The sequence below is a fragment of the Micromonospora sp. WMMD980 genome, from assembly GCF_029626035.1.
GTDB lineage: Bacteria > Actinomycetota > Actinomycetes > Mycobacteriales > Micromonosporaceae > Micromonospora.
Window position 1 is genome coordinate 3,878,020 of record NZ_JARUBE010000003.1, and the last position, 13,231, is coordinate 3,891,250.

Consider the following 13,231-nt stretch of genomic DNA (forward strand, 5'->3'; position numbering starts at 1 on the left):
GGCCGGTGCCGGGCGGCGGGCGGGCATACGGTGATCCGATGAGCGACGACGAGCCGGTGCGGATCCGGGCGGCGGGCGGGGTCGTCTGGCGCCCGGGCGAAACCGGCGTCGAGGTCTGCCTGGTGCACCGTCCCCGTTACGGCGACTGGTCGCTGCCCAAGGGCAAGCTGGACGCCGGCGAGCACCCACTGGTCGCCGCCGTCCGGGAGGTCGCCGAGGAGACCGACGTGCGGGCGGTGCCGCAGGTGCGCCTGCCCACGGTCCGCTACCGCAGCGAGGGCCGCGCCAAGGCGGTCGACTGGTGGTCGATGCGGGCCGTCGGCAGCGGCGGCTTCCAGCCCGGCACCGAGGTGGACGACGTGGCCTGGCTCCCGGTCGACGCGGCGGCCCGCCGGGTCAGCTATCCGCACGACGCCGAGGTGATCGGCGCGTTCGCGGCGCTGCCGCCGGTCACCGCGACGGTGCTGCTGGTCCGCCACGCGCACGCCGGCAAGCGGGGCACCTGGACCGGGCCGGACACCGGCCGTCCACTGGACGCCGAGGGCTGGGCCCAGGCGCGGGCGCTGATCCCGCTGGTGGCGCTGGTCCGGCCGGTGCGCCTGCTCTCCGCCTCGGCCCGGCGGTGCGTGCAGACGCTGGACCCGGCGGCGGCCCGGCTGGACCTGCCGATCGAGGTCTGCGGCGACCTGGACGAGCCGAGGCCGGGCCAGCAGGCCGACGAGTGCGTGCTCGCCGCCGCCGCGCGCCTGGCCGCACTGGCCGCCGCCGGCGATCCGGTCGCGGTGTGCAGCCAGGGCAAGGTGATCCCGGGCGCGCTGGAACGGCTCACCGGCGGCCCGGGCGACTTCACCACCGCCAAGGGCGGCGGCTGGCTGCTCGCCTTCGCCGGCGACCACCTCCTCCCCCCCGACCGGCTGTAAGGCGGGGCCCCCTGTTAACGCCTCCGGTATAGCTGGGGCCCCTTCTAACCGGCGGCCGGTCCGGGCAGCGCCACGGTGAGCGTCACCGGGAGGTGGTCGCTGGCCTCGGTGCGCGGGGCGCGTACCTCGGCGCTCACCAGCCCCGGCGAGACGAAGACGTGGTCGATCTGGGTGCGCGGGTCGTCGGCCGGGCTGGTGCGCAGCGGCCGGGCCGCGGCCAGCGCGTCCACCAGGCCGGCGCTGGTGAACTCGGCGAACGCCTGATCGTCCGGTTCGGTGTTCAGGTCGCCGCCGAGCACCAGCGGCCGGCCCGCCGCGTAACCGGCGGCGAACGTGGCCACGTCGCGGGCCTGCTCCACCGGGTCCCGTCCGGGCGGCGGTTGCAGGTGGGTCGCGACCACGGCCAGCTCCCGGCCGCCGACGTCGAGCGTGACGCCGAGGGCCTGCGCGCCGGTCGGCGCGCCGTGCGCGGCCAGCGGCCGGGTCCGCCCGGACCGCATCGGGAACCGGCTGAGCACCGCGTCGCCCCAGACCGGGTCCGCGGCCGGCGCGAAGACGTACGGCATCCGCAACCGCCCGGCCAGCAGCGCCAGCGTGTCGTGGCCGCCGTTGAGCCACCAGCCCCGGTCGACCTCGCTGAGCAGCACCACGTCCGCCCCGCGCAGGTGCCGGGCCACCGCGTCCAGGTCCAGCCGACCGTCCAGCCCGAAGCCCATCCGGATGTTGTACGCGGCCACCCGCACCGACCCCGGTGGGCTGCCCGGTCGGAGATCCGATGGCGGGACATCCAGCTGGGTCCCGAAGCCGACCAGCGCGGTCAGGCCGACCAGGATCCAGGTCCGTGCCGGATCGGGCAGTGCCGGGGCAGACCACGGAGGCCCGCTGAACGCCACGAGAGCGGCCAGGAGGGCCACGGCGACCGGTACCCAACCGTTGGGGTACCCGACGTCGTAGGCGGCGTAGTAGGCCACGGTGGCCACGGCGAAGACGAGCATCCCGACGACTGCGGCGCGACCGCGCCGCGCCGCGCCCCGGCCGTCCGGGTCGTCGTCGGCCGCGTCGTCGGCGACCGAGTCGGTGAGCGCCAGGCAACCGCCGAGGCCGGCGGCGGTGAGCAGGTACGCCGGGACCAGCCGGCCGGCCACGAACAGCGCCGCGCCGGCGACCAGCGTGATCGGCCAGAGCGCCCGGGCGAGCCGCGTCGGTATCCGGAGCAGCACGGCCGCCAGGAACAGCAGGACCGCGTAACCGCCCAGCACCGAGCCGCTGCCGGTAGGACGGACGAGACCGGGGAAGCCGGGCGAACCGGCGCCGGCGGCGGCGCTCCAGACCGCCGGGGCGAGCGCGATCTGGTTGGCCAGCAGCAGCGCCGGGCCGCAGAGCAACCACGCCCGACGCCCGGAGGACGCTGCCGGCCGTAGCACCGGTGTGGCCACGGCGGCGGCCAGGAACGCCGCCACCAGCACCGCGCTCAGGGCCCAGCCGAGCGTTCCGCCGCGCCAGACCAGGTCCTCGGTGCCCAGCAGCGCGTGCCCGACCGCGTTACCGGCGAGGCCGAGCGCCAGCCCGGGGACCGGCCGGTCGACCGACGCCGCGGTGGCCGCGAGCCAGACCAGGCCGGCGAGCAGCCCGGCGCAGGCGAGCCAGAGTTGGGTGGCACCGCCGGGCGCGGCGGTCAGCGCCAGCCGGACGGCGGCGAGCACGCCGGCCGCGGCCAGGCCGACCGGGCGGGCGCCGAGCCGGCGCACCAGCGTGGGTGCGGCGAGTGCGAGCACGAACCAGCCGAGCGCGAACGCGCCGAGCAGCTCGGCGGGCGTTTCGGCGGCCCGGCCGAAGAGGGTGATGACCGACGGCAGCCAGACGCGGAGCACGTCCAGCAGAACCGCGACGCCCAGGGCGAGCGTGAGGGTGGAGAGGTGACGGTGCCGCACGGGCGCCTCTTCTCGTGACCGACGGGGGTTTCGGCACGGCGATTCTGCGGGGCGGTGCGGCGGGCGGTCAACGCGTACCCACGGACGAGGGCGCCCACCGCGAACGGTGGGCGCCCTCGGTCGGGCTGTCCGGTCAGCGCCGGCTGGCGGCCTTCTTGGCCGGAGCCTTCTTCGCGGGCGCCTTCTTCGCCGCCGTGGTCTTCTTGGCCGTGGCGGACTTCGCCGCGGTCGTCTTCTTCGCCGCGGTGGTCTTCTTCGCCGCGGTGGTCTTCTTCGCCGCGGTGGACTTCGCCGCGGTCGTCTTCTTCGCCGCCGCGGTCGTCTTGGTCGCGGCGGCCTTCTTGGCCGGCGCGGCCTTCTTGCTCGCCGCGGCGGTCTTGGTGGCCTTCGCCGCCGTGGTCTTCTTGGCGGCTCCGGTGGTCTTCGCCGCCGTGGTCTTCTTCGCCGCCGTGGTCTTGGCGGCGCCGGCGGTCTTCTTCGCGGCGGTGGTGTCCTTCGGCACCTTGCCGCTGGCCACCATCTCCTTGAAGCCCGCACCCGCCCGGAAGGTCGGGACGGAGGTCTTCTTGACCTTCACCGCCTCGCCGGTCCGCGGGTTGCGGGCTGTTCGGGCACCACGGATGCGCTTCTCGAACGCTCCGAAACCGGTGATCGCCACCTTCTCGCCCTTGGTGACCGCCGCCTGGACCTCAGCGAGTACCGCGTCGAGCGCGGCCGTCGCCGTCTTCCGGTCCCCCAGGCGAACGGCGAGCGCCTCGATGAGCTCGGCCTTGTTCACGACTTCCTCCCGATTGTGCAACTGACTCGACGCGAGCCATTCTGCGCGCACCGTATGCCCTGTGCTGCCTGGACACAAACATTCGGTGGAAAAAAGCCCTTGTGTCGCAACGGATTCGCCCCCACCGGTCGGGCCGGTGGGGGCGAAAAGGGGTCCGCGGTCAGGCGATCGAGGGCAGGAACGCCGGCCGGGTGGCCTCGTACGCGCCGATCTCGGCCGCGTGGCGGAGGGTGAGTCCAATGTCGTCCAAGCCCTCCATCAGCCGCCACCGGCTGTGGTCGTCCAGCGGGAAGGCCCAGGCGGCGTCGCCGGCGCGGACCTCCCGGGCGGCCAGGTCGACGGTGACCGGGGTGGTCGGGTCGGATTCGGAGAGGGCCCAGAGTCGCTCCACGGCACCCAATTCCAGCTCGACCGGAAGGAGACCTTCCTTCAACGCGTTGCCGCGGAAGATGTCACCGAAGCGGGGCGAGACGACGGCCCGGAAGCCCCAGTCCCGCAGTGCCCAGACGGCGTGCTCCCGGGAGGAGCCGGTGCCGAACTCGGGACCCGCCACAAGAATCGACGCTCCCGAATAGACGGGATCGTTGAGAATGAATGACGGATCCTCCCGCCAGGCGTTGAACAGGCCGTCGGCGAAGCCGGTCCGGGTCACCCGCTTGAGGTACACGGCGGGGATGATCTGGTCGGTGTCCACGTTGGAGCGACGCAGCGGCACGGCGGTGCCGGTGTGTGCGAGGAACTTGTCCATCTCGGCTGCCCTTCTTACAGGTCGGCGGGGGTGGCGAGCCGGCCGACCACGGCGGTGGCGGCGGCGACCGGCGGGGACACCAGATGGGTACGCCCGCCCTTGCCCTGGCGGCCCTCGAAGTTGCGGTTGGAGGTCGAGGCGGAACGCTCCCCCGGCCGGAGCGTGTCGGGGTTCATCCCGAGACACATCGAGCAGCCGGCGAACCGCCACTCCGCGCCCGCGTCGGTGAAGACCTGGTCCAGCCCCTCGATCTCGGCCGCCTCCCGGACCGCGGCGGAGCCGGGCACCACGAGCATGCGGACGCCGTCGGCGACCCGCCGCCCGCGCAGCACGTCGGCGGCGGCCCGCAGGTCCTCCAGCCGGCCGTTGGTGCAGGAGCCGACGAACACCACGTCCACGGCGAGGTCGCGCAACGGCGTGCCCGGGGTGAGGTCCATGTACTCCAGCGCCCGGCGGGCCGCGACCCGTTCCGGCTCGGTGTCGAACGCCTCGGGGTCCGGCACGGCCGCCCCGAGCGGCGCGCCCTGGCCGGGGTTGGTGCCCCAGGTGACGAACGGGGTGATCCGGCTCGCATCCAGCGTCACCTCGGTGTCGAACGTCGCGCCCTCGTCGGTGGGCAGCGTCCGCCAGTATTCGAGCGCCGCGTCCCAGTCGGCCCCCTGGGGCGCGTTGGGCCGCCCCTTCAGGTACGCGAACGTGGTCTCGTCCGGCGCGATCATGCCGGCCTTGGCGCCCCACTCGATGGACATGTTCGCGATCGTCATCCGCCCCTCCATGGAGAGCTCGCGGATCGCCTCGCCCCGGTACTCCACGATGTGGCCGCGCCCACCGCCGGTGCCCACCTGGGCGATCAGCGCGAGCACCAGGTCCTTGGCGGTGACGCCGGGGGCCAGCTCGCCGACCACGTTCACCGCCATGGTCCGCGGCCGGGCCTGCGGCAGCGTCTGGGTGGCCAGCACGTGCTCGACCTCGCTGGTGCCGATGCCGAACGCGAGCGCGCCGAAGGCGCCGTGGGTCGCGGTGTGCGAGTCGCCGCAGACGATCGTCATGCCCGGCTGGGTGAGCCCGAGCTGCGGGCCGATCACGTGCACGATGCCCTGGTTCTCGTCGCCCAGCGGGTGCAGCCGTACGCCGAACTCGGCGCAGTTGCGGCGCAGCGTCTCGATCTGGGTGCGGGAGGTGGGGTCCGCGATGGTGAGCAGGTCGCCGCGTCGGGCCCGGAACGCCGGGTCGTCGTACCCGGTCGGGGTGTTGTGGTCCTCGGTCGCGATCGTCAAATCGGTCCGGCGGACCCCGCGCCCGGCCAGCCGCAGCCCGTCGAACGCCTGCGGGCTGGTCACCTCGTGCAGCAGGTGCAGGTCGATGAAGAGCAGGTCGGGCTCGCCGGCGGCGGAGCGGACCACGTGCGCGTCCCAGACCTTCTCGGCCAGGGTCCTCGGTTGAGTGACTCCCACCATCTGGACATCCTAAATTCTGGGAGGTAAATTTCGGCTTGTGGGACACAGTATGAGCGGTGTCGGCGTTCTCGACAAGGCGGTGGTCATCCTGGCCGCCTGTGTCGACGGCGCCAGCCTGGCCGAACTCGTTGAACGCACCAAGCTGCCCCGGGCCACCGCGCACCGGCTGGCACAGGCGCTGGAGATCCACCGGATGCTGGTCCGGGATTCGCAGGGCCGGTGGCGCCCGGGCCCACGCCTGGGCGAGTTGGCCAACGCGGCCCCCGATGTGCTGCTGACCGCGGCCGAGCCGCTGTTGGCCGCGCTGCGCGACGCCACCGGGGAGAGCGCCCAGCTCTACCTGCGCCGCGCCGACGAGCGGATCTGCGTGGCCGCCGCCGAGCGCGCCAGCGGACTGCGGGACACCGTCCCGGTCGGCTCGGTGCTGCCGATGACCGCCGGCTCGGCGGCGCAGATCCTGCTCGCCTGGGAGCCGCCGGAGGCGGTCATGCCGCTGCTGCCGCGCGCCAAGTTCACCGGCCGCACGCTGGCCGAGGTGCGTCGGCGCGGCTGGGCCCAGAGCGTGGCCGAGCGGGAGGCGGGGGTGGCGAGCGTCTCGGCCCCGATCCGGGACCGTACCGGCCGGGTGATCGCCGCGGTCAGCATCTCCGGCCCGATCGAGCGTCTCGGCCGCCGCCCCGGCGAGCGCCACGCCATGGCCGTCGTCCGCGCCGGCCAACGCCTCTCCGGCCTCTGACCCCGCAACGGCGAACGGCCCGTCTCGGGTGAGCGAGACGGGCCGTTCGGTGAACGTAGCCCCGACCGGATTCGAACCGGCGCTACCGCCTTGAGAGGGCGGCGTCCTGGGCCACTAGACGACGGGGCCAGGCACTCTTCCTGCTTCACCACCCGCGCGGGCGGTGCGGCAGTAGTCTAGCGGCACCACGTCCGGCGCCGCCGAGGGGGGTCACCCCGCGAGCGCGGCGCGCGCGCCGCGACAGCAGAACAGCCCGCCCCGAGAAACGGGACGGGCTGACGGTGCTGTAGCCCCGACCGGATTCGAACCGGCGCTACCGCCTTGAGAGGGCGGCGTCCTGGGCCGCTAGACGACGGGGCCAGAACCTTCCATGCACTCCGGCAGCGGCAACTGCCGGAATCCAGCGACCGGGATTCTCACGAACCCGCGGCTGCGCTGGGGTACCAGGACTCGAACCTAGACTAACTGAACCAGAATCAGTCGGGCTGCCAATTACCCCATACCCCATTGGCCCCTTGCGGCGCCGGGAATGAACTTTACCCTCCCGCCGGCAACAGGCCAAATCCAACCCCCCGAACCGCATGTGAGCTGCGGAAACAAGGCATCGGAGCCGGATCAGGCGACCGGGACCACCGGGTTGCTCAGCTCCCCGATCCCCTCGATCCGCACGGTCACCGTATCCCCGTCGGTGAGCGGGCTAACCCCCGCCGGGGTGCCGGTGAGGACCACGTCGCCGGGCAGCAGCGTCATCACGTGCGAGATGTACGACACCAGGCCGGGCACGTCGAACACCATGTCCTTGGTCCGGCCGAGCTGGCGCACCTCCATCTCCTCCGGGTCGCGGCCCACCTCGCAGCGGATCTCCAGGTCGCGGACGTCGAGCCCGGTGGTGATCCACGGCCCGATCGGGCAGAACGAGTCGAAGCCCTTGGCCCGGGTCCACTGCCCGTCGGAACGCTGGAGGTCCCGCGCGGTGACGTCGTTGGCGCAGGTGTAGCCGAAGATGGCCCGCTCGGCGGCGGCTCGGTCGGCGCGCCGGGCGCCGGGGGCGCCGATCACCACGGCGAGTTCCGCCTCGTGCTCGACCTGCCGCGAGAAGATCGGCAGGCGGATGGCGTCGCGCGGGCCGATCACCGAGGTGGACGGCTTGAGGAAGAGCAGCGGCTCCTTGGGCACCTCGCTGCCGTGCTCGGCGGCGTGCTCGGCGTAGTTGCGGCCGACACACACCACCTTGCTGGGCAGGATCGGCGAGAGCAGCCGGACGTCGGAGAGCGCCCAGCGGGCGCCGGAGAACTGGATCTGCCCGAACGGGTGGCCCTCGATCTCGGCGATGGTCAGGCCCTGCGGCCCGGCCTCCATCTCGCCCTCGACGACCCCGAACGACATTCCCTTGGCATGAGCGAAACGAGCGATACGCACCCGGCCAATCTATCCCGGTCCGCCGGACCCGCCGCCGCACACCGGCAGGTGGCGCCCGTGGCGACCGGCCGCCGAAGGGTACGCCGGACGCCGCCGGCCGGGGCGGGAATGCGGGCTTCGTACCCGCCCGGCGGCCCGCGGCCCATAGCTTCGGTTGCGGAGGTTCGTTGGTATGCCTGCATCGAGACGACACCACAGGACCCTGGCAGTGCTCGTGAACTGCCTCGGCGTCATCGCCGCCGTGCCGGCGCTGCCCCCGGCGGCGCCCCGGGCGGCGGCGGCACCCGCCCGGCCCGCACCACCGCCGGTGGTGGTCGCCGCACCCGCGCGGCCGGCCACGGCGGCCACCCCGATCCCGACCGGCGTGCCGGCGGTGCCCCCGGCGGTGCCGACCACCGGCCCGGCGCCGGTCCCGCCGTCGATGCCACCGGTCAGCGTGGCCGTCGGCGCGGCGGGCACCCCGGCCCCCGGTTACCGGATCGAGGTCCGCAACGCCGGCACGACGCCGGTCGAGACGATGGTCCGGCAGGAACTGCCGAGCGGTTCCCGGGCCACCACGGTGACCGGCGGCGGGCGGGCCACCGGTCCGGTCGGAGCGACCGCCGGCGAGATCACCTGGCGGCTACGGCTGCCGGCGCGGAGCACCACCGCGCTGCACACCGCGCTCGCGGTGACCGGCGCCGGCCGGTCCGTGACGGCGCCCACCTGCGTCTACGGCACCGACGGCACCCGGCCTTACGACTGCGCCACGGCGACCTGGGTGAGCGCGGCCACCGCCCCGGCGGCGTCACGGACCGCCACCCCGGCCTGGCGCCGCCCGCCGGTGCTGCTGGCCGCGTTCGCCGCGTTGCTGGTGGTCACCGGCGCGGGGCTCTGGTGGGCGGCGCGTCGCCGCCGGCGCGCGGCACCGGCCCACGTCGGCGCGCCGGGCGCGGACCCGGCCACCGCCCGCAGCGGCGGCATCGGGCCCGGCGGCGCGCCGGTGGGCGGCCCGACCGAACGGGGCACCGTCTATCCGCGCCCGGCGCTGCCCACACCCGCCTCACGGCGTCGCCGGCCACCGGTGTGGCTGGCGGTGGGTGTGGCGGCGGCGGTGCTGGCCGGGGTGGTGGGCGCGGCGGCGTGGACCGCCACGCAGCGGGTCGCCGCGATGGACACCACCAAGCAGCCGACCAGCGGCGCCTGGGTGGGCAGCACGGTCAACGGCGGGCTGGGGGTGCCGCTGCGGGAGACCGCGTTCGAGTTCACCGTCTACCGGATGAGCTGCGGCGCGGGCGTGGTGCCGGCGGCTCCCGGCGGTGGGCGGCCCTGCCTGGCCACGGTGGGCGTGCGCAACGTCACCTCGGAGCAGCAGACCTGGCACGGGCAGTTGCAGCGCGCCTACCTGCCGAGCGGCAACTGGGTCGCCGCCGACGAGAACGCCACCCGGGTGGCGAACCTCGGCCGGGACGTGTTCGCCCAACCGGTGGCCGCCGGGCGGCGGGTCCTGCTGCCGCTGGTGTTCACCGTGCACGGGACGCAGCCGCCGAAGCAGTTGGAGCTGCGCAGCGGCGTGTTCTCGGCCGGCGTGCGGGTGGACGTGGACTGAGGGCGGGCCGGGCGGCGGTCGTACCCTGGGGTTCGTGACCGCCGCCCTCGCTCCCGCCGCCGTGCTCGACGCGGCCGACTGGCAGGCCCGCCGGCGCGACCACGAGGAACGGGTCGACGCCTGGCTGACGCCGCACCTGGCCCGCCGCCGCGCCGGGGTGAAGCATCCGGTGGAGGACTTCCTCTTCACCTACTACTCGCACCGCCCGGCCCAGCTGCGCCGCTGGCATCCGGGCGCGGGCGTGGCGCTGCGCGGCGCCGACCCGGCCGGTTTCGGCCCGGACTACACCGTCGGCGCCGCCGGGCTCACCCTGGACACCGAGCGGGTACGCGCACGCCGCGCCGACTCGATCGCCTGGATCCGGGCGCTGCTGGCGGCGACCGCCGGCCGGCCGGCCCAGTTCGGCTGCTTCGGCATGCACGAGTGGGCGATGGTCTACCGGCAGACCCAGGAACAGGTGCGGCACAACGCCTGGCCGCTGCGGCTCACGCCGGCGGCGACTGCGGCGGTGGTCGAGGAGCGCGGCGTCCGGTGCAGCCACTTCGACGCGTTCCGGTTCTTCACCGCGCCGGCCCGGCCGCTCAACGTGCTCCAGCCGACCCGGGAGAGCCAGCACGCGCTGGAGCAGCCCGGCTGCCTGCACGCCAACATGGATCTCTACAAGTGGTCCTACAAGCTCTCCCCGCTGGTGCCGTCGGAGCTGGTGGCGGACGCGTTCGCGCTGGCCCGGGAGATCCGCGAGCTGGACATGCGGGCCAGCCCGTACGACCTGGCCGACCTGGGCCACCCGCCGGTGCGGGTGGAGACCCCGGAGGGCCGGGCCGAGTACGCCACCGCCCAGCGCGGATTCGCCGAGCGGGCCGCCGGCCTGCGGGCGGGGTTGCTGGCCGCGCTGGACCGCGCCGTGCCTGCCTGAGCGCCGCGCGACCACCCGCGTCGGGCCGGCGTCGACAGGTGTCGGGCGTGTCGCGAGCAGGGAACAGACCCGCCGCACCGCGTATGCCTCCTGGTCACAAATATGACCAGGAGGCATACGGGCGTGAAGCGACGTCCTTTCTTCTCGCCGTCACACCGCGTGACACTGCCCCTGGTCAGCCGAGGGCACAGGCCGGCAGCGGCACCGGGTTCGGGACCGCGCCGTCGGCCAGGAAGCCGAACGTGGCCTCGGCACCCGGAGCCAGCGCGCCGTTCCAGGTCGCGCTCCGGGCGGTCACCGCGGTCCCGCCCTGCGCCACCTGGGCGCTCCACGCCTGGGTGATCCGCTGCCCGCCGGTGAGCGCGAACCGGACCACCCAGAACGGGATCGGCACGGCGCCGTTGTTGCGGACCGTCACCTCGGCCTGGAAGCCGCCCGGCCACTGCCCGGCGGTGCGCCAGCTGGCGGCGCAGCCGCCGACCGTCGGCGTCGGCGACGGGCTGTCGGTCGGGTGCGGCGGTCCGGTCGTCGACCCGGTGGGCGTCGGCGTCGGCGACGGGGTGGTCCGGCGCAACGCGGCGGTCAGCGCCGGGTACCACCGGTCGGCCATCTTCTGGTCGCCGGCGGCGTTCGGGTGCACCCCGTCGTAGGTGTCGGTGGCGGTGTCGAAGCCGGTCCACTGGTCGACCACCACGATCGGCGAGGCGGCGGTGCTCTTCGCCGCCGCCCAGCCGTCGACGGCGGAGTTGAGCGCCACGGTCCGCTGCCCGCACTCCGGGCAGCTCGCCGGGTTCATCGGGATGATCTTCGCGACCAGCACGGTGGTGACCGGGTTGGCGACCCGCATCTGGTCCACCAGCTTCGAGTACGCGGCCAGGATGGTGGCCGGCGCGATGTTGCTCCACACGTCGTTGGTGCCGAGGTGCATCAGCACCACGTCGGGGCGGGTGGCGGCGAGCCAACCGGGGAGCAGGTTCTGGTCGGCGATGGTGGTCGCCAGGTAGCCGCCGTGCCCCTCGTTGTCGCCGTCGTGGGGCACGCCGCAGCCCTGCGGTCCGAGCGTGCCGACGAAGTCGACGTCGGGATAGCCGGTGGACTGGAGGCGGTTCCAGAGCACGGCGCGCCAGCAGCCGGGCGACCCGGTGATGGAGTCGCCGAGCGGCATGACGCGGACCGGGGCGGCGGCCGCGGCGGCGGGTGGGGTGGTGGAGGCGAGGCCGAGGACGAGGGCGGGCAGCAGCGCGGCGAGCGCGGTCAGCGCGGCCAGCAGGCGGTTGCGGGACATGCGAGAGGGACTCCTGTCACGTGACGATCGGTCGGTGACGGCCCTGACGCTCCCGTACGCATTGAAGCGCTTCGAAGCCTTGGACTCAACCCTCCGGACGGCCCCGGTGCCGGGCCCACTCCGGCGCGAGGATGGACATGACTGTCGCGTCCGCCCAGTCGTCGCCGTTGCGCAGCACCTGCCGCAGCGTGCCCTCGGCCACGAAACCAACCTTCTCGTAGGCCCGGCGGGCCCGCGGGTTGAACGCGAACACCTCCAACCCGACGCGGTGCAGGCCGAGCCGCTCGAAGCCGTACCCGACGACCAGCCGGACCGCCTCGGTGCCGAGGCCGCGGTCGCGCCCGCCGGGACCGATCAGGGTGCGGAAGTTGCAGCTCGCGTTGGCCCGGTCCCACTCGTTGAGGACCACCTCGCCGACGCAGGCGCCGGAGACGCGGTCCACCACGGCCAGGTCGAGCCGGTCGGTCATGCTGTTGCGGGTGCCGTACCAGGCGCGCAGCCGGGCCGGCTCGAAGCCCTCGCCGGGCGGGCTGCCGGTGAGCCGGCCGACCTCCGGGTCGGCCAGGATCGCGGCGAGCGCCGGCAGGTCGTCGTCGGCGAACGGGCGCAGCAGCACCCGCTCGCCGGTGAGCGTGGGCTTGACGGAGAAATCGGTCGGCACGGGGCGGATTCTCCGGGCCGCGCGACCGGCCGCTCAACCAAATTCCGGGTCAGTCGCCGTCCACCCGGCGGTCACGTTTGCGCTGCGACTGCCGTTTCTTGTCGGCCAGCCGGCGTTCCTTGGCGCCCCGGGACGGGCGGGTCGGCCGGCGCGCCTTCGGCGGCGGGGCGACCGCCTCGCGCAGCAGCGCCGCCATCCGCTCCCGGGCCGCCTCCCGGTTGGCCAGTTGCGCGCGGTGCTCGCTGGCCGCCACGGTCAGCACCCCGTCGACGAGCCGGCCGGCGAGCCGGACCACGGCCCGTTCCCGCAGCGCCGCCGGCACGCTCGGCGAGCCGGCCAGGTCGAAGCTCAGCTCCACCCGGGAGTCGGTGGTGTTGACGCCCTGACCACCCGGTCCGGACGACCGGGAGAACCGCTCCCGCAGCTCGGCGGCCGGCACCACGAGCCGGTCGGTCACCCGCAGTCCGTCGTCCACGCCCCGAGGCTAGCGCCCCGGGCGGTGGCTCGGGCTCGGGGTCACGCTCGGGGCCGGTCCGGCCCGCTCCTCGTTCGAGCCGGACGCCGCGTACGCGGCGGCGCCGACCAGCAGCAGGGCGAGCACGGCGGCCTTCACAGCCACGGCCCGGATCGCCGCCCACGCGTTTCGCCGCGCGCCGGGCACGCTGGTCCGGACCGTCCGATAGTCCTTCCAACCGCGCTTGGCACGAGCGTACGACGCGCCGACTCCGGCGCCGATGACCAGGCCCACCAGGAGGAGGGCCGCGATGACAGCTTGCTCCACCTCCGCCAGTA

General features: G+C 74.6%; 13 protein-coding genes and 3 tRNA genes. 4 read left to right on the plus strand and 12 right to left on the minus strand.

Features of this window, described 5'->3' with window-relative positions; genetic code table 11:
* Positions 1-38 precede the first annotated feature (38 nt).
* Positions 39-920 carry an NUDIX hydrolase gene (locus O7618_RS18075; protein ID WP_278107265.1) on the plus strand — a complete coding sequence of 294 codons (882 nt, stop codon included), beginning with the start codon at positions 39-41 and terminating at the stop codon, positions 918-920.
* Between the two features lie 44 nt (positions 921-964).
* Here O7618_RS18075 and O7618_RS18080 read toward each other — a convergent pair whose 3' ends face one another.
* The 4 genes from O7618_RS18080 to leuC all read right to left on the minus strand — a co-directional run bounded on the left by O7618_RS18080 (position 965) and on the right by leuC (position 5,834).
* The gene (locus tag O7618_RS18080) at positions 965-2,851 is read right to left on the minus strand and encodes an endonuclease/exonuclease/phosphatase family protein (RefSeq protein WP_278107266.1); all 1,887 of its coding nucleotides are present in this window, start codon (positions 2,849-2,851) and stop codon (positions 965-967) included.
* Positions 2,852-2,984: 133 nt separating this feature from the next.
* Entirely contained in the window at positions 2,985-3,629 is a 645-nt protein-coding gene (locus O7618_RS18085; RefSeq protein ID WP_347405382.1) for an HU family DNA-binding protein, read from the minus strand.
* Between the two features lie 160 nt (positions 3,630-3,789).
* The gene (gene leuD, locus O7618_RS18090) at positions 3,790-4,377 is read right to left on the minus strand and encodes a 3-isopropylmalate dehydratase small subunit (RefSeq protein ID WP_278107268.1); all 588 of its coding nucleotides are present in this window, start codon (positions 4,375-4,377) and stop codon (positions 3,790-3,792) included.
* Between the two features lie 14 nt (positions 4,378-4,391).
* Entirely contained in the window at positions 4,392-5,834 is a 1,443-nt protein-coding gene (leuC, locus tag O7618_RS18095) for a 3-isopropylmalate dehydratase large subunit (protein WP_278107269.1), read from the minus strand.
* 49 nt (positions 5,835-5,883) lie between these two features.
* Here leuC and O7618_RS18100 point away from each other — a divergent pair, with 49 nt between their 5' ends.
* Entirely contained in the window at positions 5,884-6,570 is a 687-nt protein-coding gene (locus O7618_RS18100; protein WP_278107270.1) for an IclR family transcriptional regulator, read from the plus strand.
* Between the two features lie 56 nt (positions 6,571-6,626).
* Here O7618_RS18100 and O7618_RS18105 read toward each other — a convergent pair.
* From O7618_RS18105 to O7618_RS18120, 4 genes are all read right to left on the minus strand, one after another.
* A tRNA-Glu gene (locus tag O7618_RS18105) sits at positions 6,627-6,699 on the minus strand.
* A gap of 158 nt (positions 6,700-6,857) precedes the next feature.
* Positions 6,858-6,930 (minus strand) — tRNA-Glu (locus tag O7618_RS18110).
* A 75-nt stretch (positions 6,931-7,005) separates the two neighbouring features.
* A tRNA-Gln gene (locus tag O7618_RS18115) sits at positions 7,006-7,077 on the minus strand.
* Between the two features lie 108 nt (positions 7,078-7,185).
* Positions 7,186-7,989, minus strand: coding sequence for a fumarylacetoacetate hydrolase family protein (locus O7618_RS18120; RefSeq protein WP_278107271.1), 804 nt, complete (start codon positions 7,987-7,989; stop codon positions 7,186-7,188).
* Positions 7,990-8,161: 172 nt separating this feature from the next.
* Between O7618_RS18120 and O7618_RS18125 the strand changes: the two genes are divergently transcribed.
* Both O7618_RS18125 and O7618_RS18130 read left to right on the plus strand, forming a co-directional pair.
* Entirely contained in the window at positions 8,162-9,577 is a 1,416-nt protein-coding gene (locus O7618_RS18125; RefSeq protein ID WP_278107272.1) for a hypothetical protein, read from the plus strand.
* A gap of 34 nt (positions 9,578-9,611) precedes the next feature.
* The gene (locus tag O7618_RS18130) at positions 9,612-10,493 is read left to right on the plus strand and encodes a 3-methyladenine DNA glycosylase (protein ID WP_278107273.1); all 882 of its coding nucleotides are present in this window, start codon (positions 9,612-9,614) and stop codon (positions 10,491-10,493) included.
* A 175-nt stretch (positions 10,494-10,668) separates the two neighbouring features.
* Here the strand turns inward: O7618_RS18130 and O7618_RS18135 are convergent, their stop codons facing one another.
* From O7618_RS18135 to O7618_RS18150, 4 genes are all read right to left on the minus strand, one after another.
* Positions 10,669-11,778, minus strand: coding sequence for a cellulose binding domain-containing protein (locus O7618_RS18135; RefSeq protein ID WP_278107274.1), 1,110 nt, complete (start codon positions 11,776-11,778; stop codon positions 10,669-10,671).
* Between the two features lie 85 nt (positions 11,779-11,863).
* Positions 11,864-12,439, minus strand: coding sequence for a GNAT family protein (locus O7618_RS18140; RefSeq protein WP_278107275.1), 576 nt, complete (start codon positions 12,437-12,439; stop codon positions 11,864-11,866).
* A gap of 49 nt (positions 12,440-12,488) precedes the next feature.
* Positions 12,489-12,914, minus strand: a complete 426-nt coding sequence (gene arfB / locus O7618_RS18145; RefSeq protein WP_278107276.1) for an alternative ribosome rescue aminoacyl-tRNA hydrolase ArfB — start codon at positions 12,912-12,914, stop codon at positions 12,489-12,491.
* A gap of 9 nt (positions 12,915-12,923) precedes the next feature.
* Positions 12,924-13,220 (minus strand): hypothetical protein, encoded by a 297-nt coding sequence (locus tag O7618_RS18150; RefSeq protein ID WP_278107277.1) that lies wholly within the window; start codon positions 13,218-13,220, stop codon positions 12,924-12,926.
* Positions 13,221-13,231: the final 11 nt, after the last annotated feature.

Excerpts from the sequence above, each read along its gene's own strand:
- O7618_RS18075 (WP_278107265.1), top strand. The coding sequence starts at position 39 with ATGAGCGACGACGAGCCGGTGCGGATCCGGGCGGCGGGCGGGGTCGTC.
- O7618_RS18100 (WP_278107270.1), top strand. The coding sequence starts at position 5,884 with ATGAGCGGTGTCGGCGTTCTCGACAAGGCGGTGGTCATCCTGGCCGCC.
- O7618_RS18135 (WP_278107274.1), bottom strand. The coding sequence starts at position 11,778 with ATGTCCCGCAACCGCCTGCTGGCCGCGCTGACCGCGCTCGCCGCGCTG.
- leuC (WP_278107269.1), bottom strand. The coding sequence starts at position 5,834 with ATGGTGGGAGTCACTCAACCGAGGACCCTGGCCGAGAAGGTCTGGGAC.
- O7618_RS18125 (WP_278107272.1), top strand. The coding sequence starts at position 8,162 with ATGCCTGCATCGAGACGACACCACAGGACCCTGGCAGTGCTCGTGAAC.
- leuD (WP_278107268.1), bottom strand. The coding sequence starts at position 4,377 with ATGGACAAGTTCCTCGCACACACCGGCACCGCCGTGCCGCTGCGTCGC.